General features: G+C 74.6%; 13 protein-coding genes. 5 read left to right on the top strand and 8 right to left on the bottom strand.

What is annotated here, in order from left to right; translation table 11 throughout:
• Positions 1–33: 33 nt before the first annotated feature.
• Positions 34–867 carry a helix-turn-helix transcriptional regulator gene (locus Q6349_RS15130; RefSeq protein ID WP_304604810.1) on the bottom strand — a complete coding sequence of 278 codons (834 nt, stop codon included), beginning with the start codon at positions 865–867 and terminating at the stop codon, positions 34–36.
• Between the two features lie 244 nt (positions 868–1111).
• Positions 1112–2401 (bottom strand): NAD(P)/FAD-dependent oxidoreductase, encoded by a 1290-nt coding sequence (locus Q6349_RS15125; RefSeq protein ID WP_304604809.1) that lies wholly within the window; start codon positions 2399–2401, stop codon positions 1112–1114.
• 192 nt (positions 2402–2593) lie between these two features.
• On the opposite strand from Q6349_RS15125, the gene Q6349_RS15120 reads away from it, so the two are divergent.
• Entirely contained in the window at positions 2594–3748 is a 1155-nt protein-coding gene (locus Q6349_RS15120) for an epoxide hydrolase family protein (protein ID WP_304604808.1), read from the top strand.
• A gap of 27 nt (positions 3749–3775) precedes the next feature.
• Here the strand turns inward: Q6349_RS15120 and Q6349_RS15115 are convergent, their stop codons facing one another.
• The 6 genes from Q6349_RS15115 to Q6349_RS15090 all read right to left on the bottom strand — a co-directional run bounded on the left by Q6349_RS15115 (position 3776) and on the right by Q6349_RS15090 (position 13483).
• Positions 3776–4435: a response regulator transcription factor gene (locus Q6349_RS15115; protein ID WP_304604807.1), complete on the bottom strand. Its 660-nt coding sequence runs from the start codon at positions 4433–4435 to the stop codon at positions 3776–3778.
• The gene (locus Q6349_RS15110) at positions 4432–5427 is read right to left on the bottom strand and encodes a sensor histidine kinase (protein WP_304604806.1); all 996 of its coding nucleotides are present in this window, start codon (positions 5425–5427) and stop codon (positions 4432–4434) included. Before Q6349_RS15110 ends, Q6349_RS15115 begins: the two co-directional genes overlap by 4 nt.
• 94 nt (positions 5428–5521) lie before the next feature.
• Positions 5522–6397, bottom strand: a complete 876-nt coding sequence (locus tag Q6349_RS15105) for a UbiA family prenyltransferase (protein ID WP_304604805.1) — start codon at positions 6395–6397, stop codon at positions 5522–5524.
• Between the two features lie 123 nt (positions 6398–6520).
• Complete coding sequence (locus Q6349_RS15100) at positions 6521–7780, bottom strand: FAD-binding oxidoreductase (RefSeq protein ID WP_304604804.1); 1260 nt, start codon at positions 7778–7780, stop codon at positions 6521–6523.
• Complete coding sequence (locus Q6349_RS15095) at positions 7777–8199, bottom strand: SgcJ/EcaC family oxidoreductase (protein WP_304604803.1); 423 nt, start codon at positions 8197–8199, stop codon at positions 7777–7779. The genes Q6349_RS15100 and Q6349_RS15095 overlap by 4 nt, the downstream gene beginning before the upstream one ends.
• Before the next feature lie 58 nt (positions 8200–8257).
• Positions 8258–13483 (bottom strand): type I polyketide synthase, encoded by a 5226-nt coding sequence (locus Q6349_RS15090; protein ID WP_304604802.1) that lies wholly within the window; start codon positions 13481–13483, stop codon positions 8258–8260.
• A gap of 177 nt (positions 13484–13660) precedes the next feature.
• Here Q6349_RS15090 and Q6349_RS15085 point away from each other — a divergent pair, with 177 nt between their 5' ends.
• From Q6349_RS15085 to Q6349_RS15070, 4 genes are read left to right on the top strand one after another with little or no spacing between them, the layout of a single operon-like run.
• Positions 13661–15421, top strand: coding sequence for a (2,3-dihydroxybenzoyl)adenylate synthase (locus Q6349_RS15085; RefSeq protein WP_304604801.1), 1761 nt, complete (start codon positions 13661–13663; stop codon positions 15419–15421).
• Positions 15418–16434 carry a methyltransferase gene (locus Q6349_RS15080; RefSeq protein WP_304604800.1) on the top strand — a complete coding sequence of 339 codons (1017 nt, stop codon included), beginning with the start codon at positions 15418–15420 and terminating at the stop codon, positions 16432–16434. Before Q6349_RS15085 ends, Q6349_RS15080 begins: the two co-directional genes overlap by 4 nt.
• A complete protein-coding gene (locus tag Q6349_RS15075; protein WP_304604799.1) occupies positions 16431–17729 on the top strand; it encodes an NAD(P)-binding domain-containing protein in 1299 nt (432 codons plus the stop codon). Before Q6349_RS15080 ends, Q6349_RS15075 begins: the two co-directional genes overlap by 4 nt.
• Positions 17730–17746: 17 nt before the next feature.
• Positions 17747–18490 carry a thioesterase II family protein gene (locus Q6349_RS15070; RefSeq protein ID WP_304604798.1) on the top strand — a complete coding sequence of 248 codons (744 nt, stop codon included), beginning with the start codon at positions 17747–17749 and terminating at the stop codon, positions 18488–18490.
• Positions 18491–18586 lie beyond the last annotated feature (96 nt).

Below are 18586 nucleotides of genomic sequence, written 5' to 3'. Positions count from 1 at the left end.
GCACGTCGGTCCCGGTCCGAGCCGCCGAGCCGGCTACCGCCCTGGCGTGCCGCCAGGAGCGGGGGCCACTCCTCCAACCTGGCCGAGGACCATGTCCAGCGGGTATTCCCGGTTGCGCCGGACCGGAGGCGGCCCGGCTGGGTCGGCGTGCGTGCCGCCGAGAAGGACGGGCGGGTCGCAGGGCCGCGCAGACCGCATCCGCAGCCGCACCGGCAGCTGGCTGGTGCTGCTGTCGGCGTAGGCCGTCATCCGGGCGTCCGCACGCAACCACTCGACGTGGGCCCCGGGGCCCCGGTGCGCGACCCGGGCAAGGACCACGACCGTCCACTCCCCCGGCGGGAGCCCGTCGAGGTGGAACGCCCCGGGACCGTCGAGCCGCGTCGCAGCGACCGGTCGGCCCTGCACGATGCTGTCCTCGAACGCACCGACGAAGACGTCGCAGTCGGCCGTCTCCGCCGCCGCACCCAGGTCGACCTGCCCGCGGAGCTGTCCGGTCGCGGTGCCCTCGACCCTGTCGATGGCTCCCGGTCTGCCGCCGCACGCTCGCCACTGGCGCGGCGACACGCCCACCAGGGCCGAGAACCGCGTGCTGAAGGTCCCGACGCTGGAGTAACCCACCATCGTCCCGGCGTCGGCGATGGACAGGTCCGTGGTGAGCAGCATCGTGCTCGCCCGCTCCATCCGGAGCGCGGCGAGGAACCGGCGCGGGGTCGTGCCGACGAGCCGGGAGAACTCCCGCGTGAAGTGGAACTTGGAGTAGAACGTCCGGCTGGCGATGTCGGCGATCCCTGCGCCGCAGAACAGGTCCGCGCGCATCGCCAGCACGGCCTGCTCGACGGCCGCGGCGATGTTCGAGGTGTCGGGCACCGTATCCGGCAGGGCGGCTGTCGGTCGCGCTACCCCGAGCCTCGGTCGGGTCAAGCCCAGGAGTTCACCGTGCCGTACTGATTCGACGCTCATTGTCATCGCCTCTCGGTCGGTCGAGCCGGATACGTGCCCCCGTGCGACCGACGATGGGTGCGGGAGGACCTCGAGGACAGGGCCGAGCCGTTCTTTGTGCCCCGAAGATCAGGACATGACCCGGAAGGTGCCGAGATCTGACCCGATCGGGTCAGGCCGCCAGCGCCCGCGCGACGATCCCGGGCCGGAACAGGCTCGTCGGCTCCTCGAGGAGGCCGGCGACGCGGAGGAAGGCCTTCGCCACCACCGGGTCCTTGACCGCGCCGCGCTGGACCTGGGTGACGTACCTGTTCGCCATGCTCGTGGCGAGCGTGCGTCGACCCCGGACCGTGGGGAACCCGAGGTCACCGCCGGCGGCCAGGGTCCAGGGCGTGTCCACGACGCGCCCGAGCTGGCGGGCGAAGAGGCGGGCGTCGAACGCCCCGCGGTCCTCGAGATGGGCCCTCAGCCGTTCGGCCGCCATGGCGGCGACCGTCATCCCCTGCGCGTAGACGGGGTTGAACCGGGCGAACGCGTCGCCGACGACCGCGAAGCCCTCCGGCAGGCCGGTGAGCCGTTCGTACCGCCGCCGGGTGCTGGCCGGGAAGCGGAAGGAGTGCGGTTCCTCGATCCGGGACGCGGAGAGCACGGACCGGTACACCTCCGGGACGGGCAACGACCGCACGAACTCGAGGAAGCCGTCCCAGTCGCGCGGCGGGGCGTGGCGGCCCAGGCCGTTCAGGGACAGGGCGTACCGGTCGGTCAGACGCGCGTAGATCATGCCGCGTGGCAGCTCCGGGGTCATCGTCGAGACGATCGCGATGTCGTCCCCGATCGGGTCGAGCTCCGGAGCGATCTCGAACCCGCAGGTCGTGTACACGAGGTCCATCCGGACGGACTCCTCGGTGACCGTCCCGCAGCCGAGGGCCTCGAGCCACGCGGGCGTCCGGCTCGCCCGGCCGGCGGCGTCGACGACCATGTCGGCGTCGACGCGGGCGCCCGGCGTCGACACCCCGGTCACGGAGCGGCCCGTCGCGTCCAGCAGCAGCCCGTCGGCCTCCTCCCGCACGAACCGGACGTTGGGCAGGTCGAGGACACGGCCTCGCACGTAGCTCTCGAGCAACGGGCGTCCGGCGGCGACGCACATCATCCCCGCCGGCCCCTGCCGGAACCTGTCCGCCCCCCGGTGCCAGGCGACACTCGTGCCGAAGTCGAGGATCGGCACCCCGAGGTCCAGCAGGTCGTCCGTGAAGCCGGGCAAGAGGTCCTCGAAGATGTCGTGCCCCCGGGCGAGCAGCGCGTGGATGTGGTGGCCCTGCGGGGCGGCGCGACGGACGGTGTCGACGTCGGTCTCGTCCCGTTCGAGGATCGTGACGTGGTCGGCGTGGTCGGCGAGGACGCGGGCGGCGAGCAGGCCGGCGATGCTCCCGCCGACGACGACCGCGTGCGTGGCGACTGACATGTGGACCTCCGGGTCAGGGGGACTGTGGCGGTCCCACGCTGGCCCGTCGGCACCGGCCCCGGCCCTCCTGGCGTGCGGCGTCCCACGGCGGAGAACTTCCGACGTGCTCTGGCGGGCCCCGGGCGTTCCGCTGCTCCGTCGGAGGTCCTAGCGTGCGTCGCAACGTAGCCCTCGACCTCAGGAGTGCTTGGGATGAAACCCTTCTCGATCAACGTTCCGGACGCCGCCATCGACGACCTGCGCGCGCGGCTCGGTGCCGTGCGGTGGCCCGACGAGGGCCGTCGCGACGAGCACCAGGGCCCCGGGCAGCGCGGCCCCGAGCTGAGCCGCGTCCGCGACCTCGCCGGCCGGTGGGCGGACTTCGACTGGCGTGCGGCGGAGGCGAGGCTGAACAGGTTCCCCCAGTTCGTCGAGGAGATCGACGGCGTCGCGGTGCACTTCTTCCACGTGCGCTCCCCGCACGAGGGGGCCACGCCCATCGTCCTCACGCACGGCTGGCCCGGGAGCGCCGCCGACTTCGTCGACGTCGTCGAGCCCCTGACCGACCCGACGGCGCACGGCGGCGCCCCCGAGGATGCCTTCCACGTCGTGCTGCCCGACATCCCGGGTTTCGGGTTCTCCGGGAAGCCGACCGCCGGCGGCTGGACCATCCCCCGGGTCGCCGGCGCGTGGTCGCTGCTGATGGAGCGGCTCGGCTACGAGCGGTACATCGCCCAGGGTGGCGACCTGGGCGCCTGGATCACGGAGGCGCTGCTCACCACCGACCCCGCCGCCGAGGCGGCGCACGTGAACTTCCTCGTGACTCCCCCGCCGAGCGACGATCCCGACGTGATGTCGACGCTCGACCCCACGAGCCTGGCACGACTGGAGAGCCTCGGCGCGTTCATGGCCGACGGCTCGGCATACATGGCGCTGCAGGCCACCCGCCCGCAGACGCTCGCCTACGCGCTGACCGACTCACCGGTGGGTCAGCTCGCCTGGCTGCTCGAGAAGTACCACTCCTGGGCGGCCGGGCCCGACTCGTTGACGGTCCAGCAGATCCTGACCCACGCGTCGATCGCGTGGTTCACGCAGTCGGCAGGTTCGGCCGCGCATTTCTACGCGGACAACGCCGCACTGCTGCCGACGGCGCCCGTCCCGCCACCGGCCCCGCCGGTGCAGGAGAAGCCGTTCGGGGTGGGCGTCTACCGGGAGGACCCCGCCCCGCCGATCCGGGCCTTCGCGGAGCCGCGCTACCGCCGGCTCGTGCACTGGGCCGAGCACGACGGCGGGCACTTCGCCCCCATGGAGGTCCCCAGCACCTTCGTCTCCGACCTGCGCCGGTTCCGGGCCGCCCTCTCCGCGTGACGTCGGGCGAGGCACGCCCCCGAGCACTCAGCTCTCGCTCGGGGGCGTGCCCGCCTCGTGCTGGATCAGGCCCAGCTGGTAGGCGCGGCTGATCGCCCCGGCCCGGGTGGACGCCCCGAGCTCGCGGTAGACCTCGGCGAGGCGCCTCTTCACCGTCGCCTCCGAGACGTACATCTCCTGGGCGATCCACCTGTTGCTCCGCCCGGCCGCGATGTGGGCGAGCAGCTCGCGGTCCCCCGCGCGCAGCGAGACCTCCCGGTCGGGGCCGTCGAGCGCCCCCGGCACGACGCGGATCGTGCCGCCCCCGGAGCTGTGCGCGGCCGCCGTCAGCACGGAGCACAGGGTGGCCGCGTCGACCACCTTCGAGAGGTACGCGGCGATACCGAGGTCCTCGAGCTCGGCGACCCGGCGCTGCGACGCCTGCATGGAGAGCATGGCGATGCGGGTTCGCGGGCTGTCCTCGCGGATCCGCCGGACCAGGGCCGTCGCGGAACCCCCGGGCATGTGGACGTCGAGCACCGCGAGGTCCGGCTGGTGCTCACGGACGAGAGCGGATGCGGCCACGGAGTCGCCCGCCGTCGCGAGGACGCGGAACCCGGCGTCGTCGAGGATGAGCCTCAGCCCCTCGGAGAAGACCACGTGGTCGTCCGCGACGACCACGGTGAGTCCGCTGCTCGGCGTGGTCATGGCAACGGGACGACCAGCTCGACCGTGGTGCCGTGCTCCGGCGAGGACTCGACGACGGCCGATCCACCGAGGTGCTCCACCCGCTCGACCATCGAGCACATCCCGGTCCCGGACGAAGCGGTGCGTCGGCGCGCCGGGGACTCCGACGTTCCGGACATGCCGACGCCACGGTCCCGGACGACGGCCACCAGGTTGCTGTAGCGCACCGCCAGCCGGACGGTGATGTCGTCGGACCCCGAGTGCAGGAGCGCGTTGCGTACAGCCTCTCGGATCGAGAGGTACATCTGCTCACGGACCCAGGAGGGGACGTCGCGCACGTCGACGGGGTCGTCGACGTGGAGCGAGGCCCGCCCGTCGCCGCCGGCCTCGAGGTACTCCTGCAGCGCCACGACGAGGCCGTCCCGCGTGTGGTCGCTGCCGAGGTCGCGGGCCAGGTCCCTGATCATCTCCGCGGCGTCCTGCAGCTGCGTGCGCAACACGTCCAGGCTCGCCTCCGCCCCGGCGACCTCCCCACGGGCGAGCCGGATCTGCCGGACGTCGAGCTGCTGGAAGGCCAGCGCCAGCGCGTGGGCGGAACGGTCGTGGAGGTCCCGGGCGACGCGCAACCGCTCCGCCGAGTGCGCGTCGGCGATCTGCTGGAGGAGCACCCGGGCGTACGGGACGGCGGCGTCGCTCACGCGCCGCAGGATCGCCTCGAACAGCTCCCGCAGGAGCTGGGCGAGGTCCGAACCGCGGCAGCCCAGCTCGTCCGCGCCACGCACGACCACGGCGGCCACCACGTCGTAGAGCACGGACGCGCCGCGCAGGGAGTGGACGGGGTTGATCTGCTGAAGCGCTCGTGACCGGCCGACGTCCTCACTCGTCGTGTCCGGCGCGGCGTCCGGGAGGGCGAGAGCATCGAGGAGGGGATGCACCACGCTCCGCAGCTCGTCGCAGGGCAGGCGTCCCAGGGGGCTGTCCTCGGCCCGCAGGCGGTCCGCGTACGCGGTCACGATCTCCTCGCGGCGACCGTCCACATAGCGGCGTAGACCGTCCAGGCCCTGGGAATCATCTGCTGCCACCGGTTCCCCCCGAAGAATGAACTCCCTACAGATGTACCAATGTCCCGTGCGCCGCGAACTGCGTGTACATGAAGATCCGGTACGGCCACGCTGTCCGTAGCGCGACCTTAGCGCAGGTCACGCACAGTGTCGCGGTACCGAGGACGAGGGCCACCGCCGGGACGTGCAGGAACTCCCCGGACGCCGACAGCCCGGTGGCGGCCCCCACCATGACCGCCGTGACGAGCACGGCCGCCCCGGCGGCCAGGCCGGCCGTCAGGGCGGGCCCGCGCAGGACGGCGAGGGTCGCACGGCGCGCGGCGCGGTCCCCCTCGACGTCGGTGAGGTCCTTGAGCATCGAACCGACGCCCATCCACAGCGCCATGCACGTCGAGAACACCAGGTAGGCCGGCGTCAGATGCCCGCCCGAGGCGACGAGGCCGGCGTGGTAGGTCACGAGCCCACCGAGCACCACCACGACGAAGGCGGCCGGCGAGCTCGCCTTGGCGGGCCTCGCTCCCGACGAGTAGCCGATCCCGAGCGCCAGGGCGAACACGAGGTGGACGGCGAACACCCAGGACACGACGAGGCTCAGACCCACGGCCAGCAGGCCGCAGGCCCAGAGGGACGCCCGGGCGGTCCGGACGGAGAGCCGACCCGAGGCGACGGGACGTCGGGAGCCGTTGAGCTGGTCCGCCCGGACGTCCGTCACCCCGTTGAGGACGTAGACGGCGACGGTCATGAGGATCCACGCGACCAGACCCGTCAGGGTCCGCGGCGACAGGACCAGTCCGCCGCTGAGCAGCGCACCGGTGAGGTACCGGAGCGCGCCGATCGCCAGCACCTTCGGGCGCGCCTCGCGCAGCACCAGCGCTGCGGTGCGCACCCGGGAGCGGGCGGCCGCGCCACCTCGGCGGGCCACGGTGGATGGTGCGGAGGTCGTCGTCGGGCGCATCGTCGCCTCTCCCGTTGGTCCGTCAGGTGCGCTGAGCGTGTCGCACCGGCGGGCCGGAGGTCATCTTCTGATGTGCCCCGGTCCGCGCCGTCACCTCCCTCGACGCCTGAGGACGCCGCACGGTTCCGACGGGTCCAGCGCCGGCCCCGCCCCGTAGAGCACGCCGCCCGCCTCCACCACGAGCGCGGCCAGGTGCCGGTTCTCCGCCTGCATGCGCCGGAGCGCCGGACCGTCCCCGCGAGGGGCGGTCCGCTGCCAGCCGACGACCAGCGCGTGGCCGCTGTCGTCGCCGTGCACGGCGAGCCTGCGCAGGGCCGCGGCGATCGTCACCGTGACCATGAGCGTGCCGCCCGGGCCGAGCAGGTGGCCGGCGCCGCGACCCAGCAGCTCGTCCACGACCTCGCGACCCGGCCCGAGGGGCAGGATCATCTGCATCCGCGGGTGCGGGTTGTGCTGCCACCGGCCTCGCGCCCGCTCGGAGGCGACGACCCGGTCCGCTCGCGCGAAGAAGTCCAGCAGGTCCGACCTGCCTCGGGTCCGGTCCATGACCAGGGTCGACCCGTGGTCGTCCGGCTGGGCCAGGCGGGAGGTGAAGGTCGGCGCGCCGTCACGGCCCGGGGTGGCGAACCCTTCCAGCCAGTGGACGGTGCCGGTGTCGAGGAGGTTCCGCTGGACGTCGATGTGGTCCTGGAGGGTGCGGGTGACCACGTCCGACCGTCGCACGCGGCGCGGGACCGGGCGCAGGCTCAGCGTCGCGGTCGCGAGGATGCCGTGCCTCCCCTGACCCGTGAGCACGCGGTCGAGCACCGCACCGCCCCCGGGTACCTCCTGCGCCGCACCGTCGTCGGACACCACCGTGCCGCGCCGCACGTGGTCGGCCGTGGTGCCGCACCGGTGGCTGGCACCGTTGATGCCACCCATCGACAGGGTGCCGCCCACGGTGAGGTCCAGGTAGTCGGGCACCACCGCGGGCGCCCGGCGGCGCGGGAGGGTCGCTCGCAGCACGTCGCGCCAGGTCGCGCCGGCGTCCACCGTGACGGCGTCGTCGGTGACCTCACGCACGCGGCGCAGTCCGCTCAGGTCGACGAGGGCCGAGTCGTCGAGGACCGTCTGGCCGTCCACGCTGTGCCCCCGGCCCCGCGGGACGACCACCCGTCCGTCCGCGGCGGCCTCGGCCACCGCCTCCCGGAGGCTCCGCGGGGACCGCGGCTGGTACACGACGGCCGGGCGGCCGAAGACCTGCCGTCCGAAGTCGGTGAGCTGCTCCCCGGGAGCACCCCCCGCCGGGGTGCGGACCGGTCGTCCCCCGCGGAGGACGACCGGTCCGACACCCGGGCTGGGCTCGCTCAATGCTTGGGGCTGTTCTGGTACGCGGCCAGCTTCCACCCCTGGTCCTCACGGACGAGCAACCAGGAGGCGCGGACGGCGTCGTCGTCCGCGACGGCGTCGGCGCCCGCCCGGGCGACGCCACCCTCGGTCAGCATCAGGGCGATGTCCTGGCTCAGGTAGCGGACCTGGAACGGGGTCCCCGAGACCTGGGTCCCCCGGTAGGGTCCGGCGAACGCCCGCTGCATGAACTCGCGGATGGCGGCGCGGCCGGTGGCGAAGCTGCCCGGCAGGATCATCGTGCCGTCCTCCGTGAACACGTCGGCAAAGGCGTCGGCGTCGTGCGCGGCCCAGGCCCGGATGATCCGGGCCGGGACGTCGACGAGCGGAGCCCAGGCCTCGGGCACGGCGGGGTCGGCCTCGTACGTCGTGGGAGCGGTCATGGTCACACGTCCTTTCTTCTGCACCAGGTGCGTCGTGGGTGGATGTCGGGCGGACCGATCAGTGCTGCGCGGCCAGCTCGTGGGGTCCGTCCCCTTCCTCCGCGGCAACGCGCGCGCCCTGCAAGACCTCGTGGACGTAGCCGCCGAGGTCGTGCACGGTGGGCTTGGCCCAGAGGATGGTGGGAGGGAAGTCCAGCGCGAACCGCCGCTGGAGGCGGGCCCGCAGGGCGATCGCCATGATCGAGTCGACCCCCAGCTCGACCAGCGGTCGACGGTGTCCCAGATCGTCCTTCGCGAGCCGGAGCTCGGCCGCCACGACGTCATGGACGACGTCGGTGACCGCCGTCCGCGCCTCGGCGGGCGCGAGGGCGGGGTCCGGGCGGTAGACGTCGGACTCCTCGGGGGGTGCCGCCTCGTGCTCCAGGTCGCGGAACATGGGCGGCACGGCGAGCCCCGGCGAGACCGGGAGCGCCCGCAGGACGGCCTGGTAGGACCCCGCGAACCGGTCGGCGAAGGACCAGGCCTGCAGCGCCTCGCTCGCCGAGACGGCGTCGAGCCCGCGCATGTTGCCCTCGACCATCGTGGTGGTGAGCTCCGCCGACAGACCGAGACCGCGCCACGAGGTCCAGGCCAGGGACACGGCACCGCGCTCCCCGGCCTCCGCCCGCACCTGGACCAGCGCGTCGAGGAACGAGTTCGCGGCGGCGTAGGCGCCCTGCCCCGACAGGTGGGCGAGCTGGCCGCAGGAGGAGAAGCCGATGAAGAAGTCCAGGCTCCCCGGCGGGAAGATCTCGTGCAGGGTCCAGGCCCCCAGCGACTTGGCGCCGAACACCTGCCGCACGCCGGCGAGCGACATGTTGTCGATCAGGGCGTCGTCCACGCCGCCGGCGGCGTGCACGATCCCGGTGATCGCCGGGTTGGCGGCGTCGTGCTCTGCGACGAACCGACGGACCGCGTCGGCGTCGGTCAGGTCCAACGACCTGACCTGCACGGAGACCCCGGCGGCCTCGAGGGCCGCGACGGCCTCAGCGGCGCGGCGCAGGGCAGGGTCGGCGAGCTGCCCCCAGGTCTGCCGCGGTGGCAGGCCCCGACGCCCGACCAGGACGAGCCGGCGGGCGCCTCGGGAGACGAGCCACTGCGCCGCCTCCAGGCCCAGCGCCCCGAGGCCACCGGTCACGAGCACCGAGCCGGAGGGTGAGCAGCGCAGGGGCTCGCCGTCCTCCGCCCGGGTGATCCGCGTCAACCGCGGGACCTGCACGGTCCCGTCGGGAGCGACGTGGACCACGTCCTCCCGACCCGCGGCTCCCTCCAGGACCCGCGCGAGGGTGGCGCCGTCCAGGTGGTCGACCGAGGGGACGTCGACGACGCCGCCCCAGACCTCGGGGTGCTCGCCCGCGACGATCCGGCCCAGCCCCCAGGCGGCGGCCTGAGCCACCTGGTCGACCCCGTGCGGCGAGCGGACACCCTCGGTCAGGAACCAGACCTTCGACGACGCTCCCGTCGGCGCGAGGTCGATGGTCCCGAGAAGGGTCTCCGCCGTGCGCTGGGTCAGGGCGACCGCGTCCTCGGGGTCCGTGACGGTGGTGGGAGCAGCCACCACCAGCACCAGCTCGGCCGCCACGGGGCCGCCGGTCACCGTCGCCGCCACGCCCGCGCGGCCGAGCGCCGCCGCGACCTTCGTGGCCCGCGGCCCGTCACCGACCACGGCGACGCAGGCCGGCAGCGGCGCGGGCGCGGCGACCGGCTCGTCGGGCGCGCGCCACACGACCTCGTGGACCAGCTCCTGCGGGTTCGCCGCCTCCAGGCGCTCCACCGAGCTGAACGCGAGGCCCCGTACGCGGGCGACGACGCGGCCGTCGCTGCGGGCGACGTCGACGTCGACGCTGTCGTCCGGCGAGCCCGGCGACCTGCGGGTGTGCACCACGATGCGGGCCGGCGGTTCCCCGCTGACCGCCACGCTCTCGATCGCCCGCGACATCCACAACGTCCGGGCGTCGACGGGTGTCACCAGGGTCGCGCTGATGGTCAGCGCACCGTCGACGACGTGCGCCCAGGAGGTCGCGGCGTCAGCGTCGGCGACGAGCGTGAGGACGGCCAGCTGCTCGTCCGACGACCGGTGCAGCTCGTCCAGGCTCCACGGGAACGCGTAGCCGCCCACGCCCATGTTGTGGAACATGGCGTCCAGGCGGTCCCAGTCCCCGAGCGGGAGGTGCGCGCGGAGCTCTTCGGGGTCGACCCGGCCCTGGAGCGGTTCGCGCGCGGGCTCCAGCACCGCGGTCGAGTGCAGGATCCAGTGGTCGCCGGAGCCGGTGTCGTCGTCGGCCACCCGGGACGAGAGGGAGATCCCCTGCCCTTCCCGCACGACCTGCACCGTGCGCGCCGGCTCGACCGCCAGGGGCGTACGGAGCACGACGTTGCGCAGGACCACGTCGTCCGGTGCGCCGCCCGCGGCCTTGAGGAACGAGTTGAGGACCGACGCGGCGGGCGTGACCTCCACCCCGTCGAGCGCGTGGTCGAGCGGGTAGGGCCGGGTTTCCCGGTCGAGGCGCGTCTGCCAGACCTGCCGCGCCGGGACGCCGCCGACGGCGTGGTGGCCACCGAGCAGGTCGTGGGCCTCGGGGTCGTGTCCGGCACCGGACCGGGACGGTGCCGAGTCCTCGAAGAGCCAGTAGGGACGGTGCTGCCACACGACACCGGGGAGCCCGAGCGGTTCCCGGGGCCGGTCCGTCCAGGCGGGCACCGGGCCGGCGCAGAAGAGCTCGCCGAGCGCGTGCAGGACGTCCCGCGGCGCACCGGCACCGCGCCGGAGCGTCGCGACGACGGCGACCTCCTCGCCCCGCTCCGCGGCGACCTCCAGCACGGAGTGCGCGACGACCGGGTGGGAGGAGACCTCGAGGAAGACGCGGTAGCCGTCCTCGAGTGCGGCGTCGACCGCCCCGGCGAACCGCACGGTGTCCCGCAGGTTCCGTCCCCAGTAGCCGGCGTCGCGCAGGCTCCCGTCCCGCGGGTCCTCCAGCGTCGTGCTGTAGAGGAGCACCGCCGCCGGCCGTGGCCGCAGGTGCCCGGCCGCGGCGACGACCTCGTCCAGGACCGGGTCCACCTGCGGGCTGTGGAACCCGAGATCCGTGGCGACGGGCCGCACGGGCAGGCCCTCGGCGCCCCAGTCGCGGACCACGGCGGCGACGGCGTCGGCGTCGCCGGACACGACCGTGGACCGGGGGGCCGCCGCGATCGCCGCCACCACCCCCGGTACGTCGCGCAGGCGCTCGCCCGCCGTCGCCAGGTCCAGGCCGACCATCGCCATCGCCCCGTCGCCCGCGACCGTTCCCAACGCCCGGGCCCGACGGCAGGCGAACTGCCCGGCCTCGTGCAGGTCGAGGACTCCGGCGGTGGTGGCCGCCGCGATCTCCCCGACGGAGTGCCCGACGACGGCCGCCGGCTCGTGCCCGTGGGCCCGCCAGGTCGCGGCGAGACCCGCCTGGACGGCGAACGTCAGAGCCTGGACCTCGGCCGTGGTCCACGGCCCGCCACCGGCCAGCATCTCCCGCGGGCTCTGCCCGAGCTCCTCGGTGAAGACGGCGGCGAGGTCGTCGATCACGCCGGTGAAGGCGGTGTCGACGTCGAGCAGCTCCTGCCCCATGCCCTCCCACTGCGCGCCGTGCCCGGAGAAGACCCAGACGGCGCCGCGCTCCGCCCCGGGCACCACCCGGCCGGCGACCACGTCTCCGCTCGTCTCGCCGTCCTCCGCCCTGGCGAGGCCGTCGGCGAGCGCATCCACGTCGCGAGCCACCACGGCCGTCCGCTCGGACAGGTGGGACCGGCCGGCCCGGAGCGTGCGCACCACGTCGTCCAGGTCGGGCTCGTGACGCGCCAGCCACCTCGCCGTCGCCCCCGCGAGCGCCCGGACCCCCGTGCGGGTGGTCGACGAGAGCGGGACGAGGACCGGGCGGGCACCGGTGGCCGGGACGAGGTCCGCCGCGGCCCGTACCGGTGCCTCCTCGAGGACCAGGTGCGCGATCGTGCCGCCGACCCCGTAGTTCGACACACCGGCACGACGGGGGGTGGCGCCCGGAGCCCAGTCGACGGCCTCGGCAGCCAGCCGCAGCCCGTTGCGTCCCCAGTCGGTGCGCGTGGTGGCCCTGCTGTGCAGGCTGGGCGGGATCGTCCCGTGCCGCAGGGCGAGGACCACCTTGAGGATGCCCGCCATGCCGGACCCGCCCTCCACGTGACCGATGTTCGGCTTCACCGAGCCCACCACGCAGGGCACGTCACGACCGGCACCCACCACCCGGGCGAGCGCGTCGAGCTCGGCGGCGTCCCCCGTCGGCGTCCCCGTGCCGTGGGCCTCGACATAGCCGACGGTGGCGGGGTCGATGCCGGCACGGGCGTACACCGTCCGCAGCATGTGGGCCTGGGCGTCCGCGTTGGGCGCCATCATGCCGTCGGAGTGCCCGTCCTGGAACACGCCGCTGCCGCGCAGGACGGCGTGGACCCGGTCCCCGTCCCGCTCGGCGTCGGCGAGACGCTTGAGGACCAGCACGCCCGCGCCCTCGCCGCGGCCGTACCCGTCGGCCGCGTCGTCGTAGGCCTTGCTGCGTCCGTCCGGCGCCAGGGCTCCCGCGCCCTCCAGGGCGACGTTGAGGGCGGGGGTGGAGATGATGTTGAGACCGCCCACGATCGCGACCGTGGTCTCCCCGCCCCGCAGGGCCTGGCAGGCGACGTGCACGGCCGTGAGCGACGCGGCGCAGGCGGTGTTCACCGCCATGCTCGGACCGCGGGTGTCGAGGAAGTAGGAGACCCGGTTCGCGATGCCGTAGTCCGTGGTGCCGTTGACGGCGTAGGGACCCGTCCGGGACATGTCCTCGAGCAGCCGTCGACCGTAGTCGGTGGAGTTGACCGCCGCGTAGACCGCCGCGTCGGACCCACGCAACGACGTCGGCGGGATGCCCGCGTCGACCAGCGCCTCCCACGACAGCTCGAGCATGAAGCGCTGCTGCGGGTCGAGGTAGGCGGCCTCCTTCGGCGTAATGCCGAAGAACTCGGCGTCGAACCCGTCGATGTCGTCCAGGTAGGACCCCAGCAGCGTGGTGCCACGCAGGACCGCCGTGGCCTCCGGGGAGGCGTCCGCGTAGGCACGCCACCTCTTCTCCGGCATCGGTCGGACCGTCGACCGCGACTGCAGGAGGAAGTCCCACAACGCCGCGGGGGTGTCGAGGTCCGGGGCGAACCGGCAGCTCATCCCGACGATGGCGACGGCGTTCTCGTCGTCCAGATAGTGGCTCAAGGACCTGTCCTTCCGTCGTGCCCGGCCGCCGGCACGCGGTGTGCGCCAGCAACTCCGAAGACTCCACCGACCCGCCGGCTCCATAGGTTCGAGTCGCTTGCCTCGAGTCTCGCGACACGAGCCCGCCAGCCGCACCTCTTGACGTGCGATCACCACCGGACCGAGGAGGACCGCCCGATGCCAGTCGACAGACCCGCCCACGACGCTCCCGCCTGGCCACCACGGTTCGCCGCGGCGTACCGCCGGGACGGCGTGTGGGACGACGCCACCCTCTTCGAGCTGCTCGTCGACGCCGCCACCCGGCACGCGACCCGGGAGGCGCTCGTCGACGGCGGACGGACCTGGACGCACGCCGAGCTGGTGGTGGAGGTGGAGGCGCTCGCCGCCGGCCTGCGCACCCGGCTCGACGCCGGTGACCGCGTCGTGGTCCAGCTGCCCAACTGCGCGGAGGCGGTGCTGACCACGCTGGCCTGCTTCGCGGCCGGGACGGTGCCGGTCTGGACGCTGCCGCAGCACCGGGAGCACGAGCTGGCAGCCCTCGCGGGGCACTGCGGTGCCCGCGCCCTCGTGACGAGCGGCACGTACCGGGACTACGACCACGAGGCCCTGGGCCACCGGGTCCGCGACCGACTCGGCCATCTCGAGCACGTCGTGGTCGTGGGGGAGCCGCGCGACCCGCGGTCGGTGCGGTTCACGGACCTCCCCCGCGGTGCCGGCGGTTCGTCCCCCCTGGTCCGGCGGGGTCCGGCGTCGGCCGACGAGATCGCGGTGCTCATCCCGTCCGGCGGCACCACCGGGGCCTCGAAAGTCGTGCCGCACACGCACAACGACCTCGGGCACATGCTGCGCGCGGCGGGCGCGGCCTGTCGGTTCGACCACACGAGCCGGTACCTGGTCGTGCTGCCCGTCGGGCACGGCTTCGCCAACACCGGCCCCGGGATCCTGGGGACGCTCGTCGCCGGCGGGACCGTGGTGGTCAGCCCCTCCCCCGCACCGGAGACCGCGCTGCGGCTCGCCGTCCGGCACCGGGCCACCGCCACCAGCGTCGTACCGGCCGTCCTCGCGCGGTGGGTCGAGCACCTCGAGGCGCACCCCGACGAGGCGCCCTCGTTCGTCCTGGTGCAGAGCGGGGCGGCGTACCTCGCCCCGGGGCTCGCCGCCGCCGCGGAACGCCTCACCGGGTGCGTCGTCCAGCAGGTCTACGGCATGTCCGAGGGCATGACGTGCGTGACCCGTGTCGACGACCCGCTGGAGGTCCGCCGGCACACCCAGGGCACGCCGATCAGCCCCGCCGACGAGCTGCGTGTCGTGGACGACGACGGCGTCGAGGTCCCGGACGGGCACGTCGGGACCCTCTCGGCGCGCGGCCCCTACACGATCCGGGGCTACTACCGGTCGCCGGAGGCGGACCGGCGAGCATTCACCCCGGACGGCTGGTACGTGACCGGGGATCTCGTCGTTCGACGTCCGGACGGGCGCGTCGTCGTCAAGGGCCGGACCGGCGACACCATCAACCGGGGCGGGGAGAAGGTCTCTGCGGACGAGGTGGAGCAGATCCTGCGCGAGCACGGGGACGTCGACGAGTGCGCGGTCGTGGCGATGCCGCACGACGCCTACGGCGAGGAGGTGTGCGCGTTCGTGGTCTGCGGCAGCCGCGCCGTCGGGCACGACGAGGTCGTGGAGCACCTGCGGGCGGCCGGGCTGGCGGAGTTCAAGCTGCCGAAGCAGGTGTTCCCGCTGCACGCACTGCCCCTGACCGGCATCGGCAAGATCGACCGTCGCAGGCTGCGCGCCGTGGCGGCGCGGGCACAGGACGCCGCGCGCCCCTCCCCGGTTGCGCCGTCGGGGACGGAGCCTTGTCGAGCCCCCGCCGCAGCCCTAGCGTCCGTCACGGTGGCACCGCACGAGGGACCCACCGGGAACGAGGGGCGTCCATGACCGACGGACCGCGGCTGCGGGCGATGGCGGATCTCGCCACGCCCATGTCCATCCGGGTCGGTGCCACGCTGGACGTGGCCGACCACGTCGCCGCCGGCGCGGCGACCGCCGCGGCGGTCGCCGACCGCTGCGGCGCCCACGCCCCCGCTCTCGAGCGGCTCCTGTTGCACTGGGCGTGGCTGGGGCTGCTGCACCGGGACGCCGACGGCACGTACTCGCTCACAGAGCTCGGCGCAGAGCTGCGCTCGGACCACCCGGCCGGCCGCCGCGACTGGCTGGACATCCGGGGCAGCGTCGGGCGGGGCGACCTCGCGTTCGTCGAGCTGCTGCACACCGTGACGACCGGGGGGTCGGCCTACCGCGCCCGCTACGGCCACGGGTTCTGGGACGACCTCGCCGCGGACGCGGGCCTGCGTGCTTCCTTCGACGCGCTGATGCAACGTCACGTGGCGGACGACGCGGCCCGGATCGCGGACGCCTACCCGTGGTCGGCGCACCGGGTGGTCGTCGACGTCGCGGGGGGTAACGGCACCCTGCTCGCCCGGATCCTGCGCGCGAACCCCGGTCTGGCCGGGATCGTCGTCGAGCTCGACGAGCCGGCCGCCCGGGCGCGGGAGACCTTCGCCGCGGAGGACCTGCGCGACCGGGCCGACGTCGTCGTGGGTTCCTTCTTCGAACCCCTCCCGGCGCGCGGCGACGCCTACGTGCTCTCGGCGGTGCTGCACGACTGGGACGACGATGCCTGCCGCCGGATCCTGCGGATCTGCCGGTCCGCCATGACCGAGACCGACCGGCTGCTCGTGGTCGAGGCCGTCGGCCCCGACGGAGAGTCCGTCGACCCCCGGATGGATCTGCGCATGCTCGCCTACACCGGCGGCAGGGAGCGCGGCGTGACCGAGCTCGAGTCACTTGCTGCGGCTGCCGGCCTGGAACGGGTCCGGACGCACCCCGTGCCGGGCAGCCGCTACATGGCGGTGGTCGAGCTCCGACCGACGGGGAGGCAGGACCCGTGACCGTGCTGATGATCGGCGCGCAGCTCGGGGCGGTTCCCGACGACGACCTCGACCGCCTCGCGCTCGACCCGGCTGCGGAGGATCGTCTCGCCGCCGACCTGTCAGCCTCCGGCGTCGTGGACGGCGTCTTCGTGCTGAGCACCTGCCAGCGCACGGAGGTGTACGTCTCCACCGGCGACCCGCTCGCCGCCACCGCGGTGGTGGAGCGCGCCTGGACCGCCGCGACCGGACGCGATCGCGGCTCCCCGGCCGGGGTGCCGTGCCTCCGGACCGGTGCCGATGCGGCGGCCCACCTGTTCGCCGTGGTCGGCGGCCGCCGGTCGGCGACGCCGGGCGAGACCCACGTCGTGGACCAGGTCCGCGGGGCGCTGGCCCGGGCGCAGCACCGCGGCCGCCTCGGCGGTGAGCTGAACAGCCTGGTGCAGCAGTCCCTGCGGACCGGCCGACGGATGCGGGCCCTCGACGGGCCGACGGGAGGCGACGACCTGGCGGACCGCGCGCTCCAGGTCGCCCTCGCGCGCCACCGTCCCGGCCCCGGCACCCGGGTCCTGGTCGTGGGCGCCGGCACGGTCGGCCGGGAAGCGGCCACGGCGGCCGCCCGGCGGGGCACGGACGTCACCGTCCTGAGCAGGACGACGGCCCGGGCGCGGCTCGTCGCCGAGGAGGTGGGCGGGCGGTGCGCGACAGGGTCGCTGGGCGCTGCCCTGGTCGCGGCGGAGGTGGTCGTCACGGCCACGTCGTCACCGGCGCCCCTGATCGACCTCACCGCCGCTCGCACGGCGCTGCGCGCCCGGGACGGCCGTCCCCAGGTCTACGTCGACCTGGCCCGCCCGCGCGACGTGGTCACCACCGTGGCGCGACTCCCCGGCGTGCAGCGGATCGGCCTCTCGGACCTGCTGGTCACCGGGCAGGAGCCCCGGTGCTCCGCCGTCGCCGAGTCGGACGCCGCGGACTGGGAACGGACCCGGCGCGCTGCCGCGGCCGGGCCCGTGGTGCGGGCCCTGCGGGACAGGGCGATGGAGGCGGTCGAGGACGAGGTCCGCAGGGTGACGCGCCCGTCCGGGTCGCCCGAGGACGCTGAGGTGCTGCGCAGGTCTCTCCGGCGCGTCGTCAACCGGCTGCTGCACACGCCGATGGAGCGCGCCCGGGCGCACGCCGCGGACGGGACGCTCGCCCGGTACGAGTTGTTGCTCGACGACCTCTTCACCCCACCTGGGACCACCGCCGACCGGCGTCGGCGCTTGGACCGCAACCCGGAAGAAGTCACGCCTCGACGAGAGCAAGTGATGAGATGACGACGGAGGCTCCGACCGTGCATGACGCACCCGCCTGGTTCGCCCTCTACCCCTACGGCGGCGGAGGTGTGGCGAGCTACCGCCCGATGGCCCCGATGCTCGTCGGGCACCACACCCACGTCCCCGAGCTCCCCGGGCGCGACCGCCGGCACCAGGAGGCGGCCCACACGACGTTCCCCGCGCTCGCCGACGACCTGTGGCGCCAGCTCGCGCCCGAGCTCGAGCACCGGGACCCGAGCGACCTCGTCCTGTTCGGGTACAGCCTCGGCGGCATGATGGCGGCCGAGATGGCGCGCCGTGTCGAGGCGGGGGGCGGTCGGGTCCGCGCCCTGGTCGTGGGCGGTGCCGCCGCACCTGACCGCTGGGACCACTCGGGCATCGCCGACCTCACCGACGACGAGTTCGTCGCGCGCTTCCGTCGCCTCGGGATCGCACCCGCCGAGGTCCTCGACGACGAGTGGATGGTGGCGCTTTTCATGTCGGTCTGGCGGGCCGACGCCCGGGTGGCCGAGTCCATCGTCCCGGCCCGGGACTTCGTCCTCGGCTGCCCGGTGCACGCGGTGGTGGGTGACCGGGACCCGCTCGCCGGGCAGGATGACGTCGAGGCCTGGGCCCGGATCGGCGGCCCCGGGTCGTCGTGGGCGACGATCCGGGGGGACCACGGGACGATGATCCGGAATCCCGTCCACGCCGCCCGCCTGCTGCGCGCCGCCGCCGCACCGGCCCGCAACGTCGCGGGCACGACCGCCGGCCTCGGGTGACCTGGACGGCCGACGCACGGGCCGGGGGGGGGGGGGGGGGGGGGGGGGGGGGGGGGGGGGGGGCGGCCCCCCCCCCCCCCCCGCGGCCGGGCGGGG

The organism is Isoptericola sp. 178, assembly GCF_030586525.1.
Classification (GTDB): Bacteria; Actinomycetota; Actinomycetes; order Actinomycetales; family Cellulomonadaceae; genus Isoptericola; species Isoptericola sediminis.
Note: the sequence above shows the minus strand (reverse complement) of the source record. Positions and strands in the feature narration are given on the sequence as shown.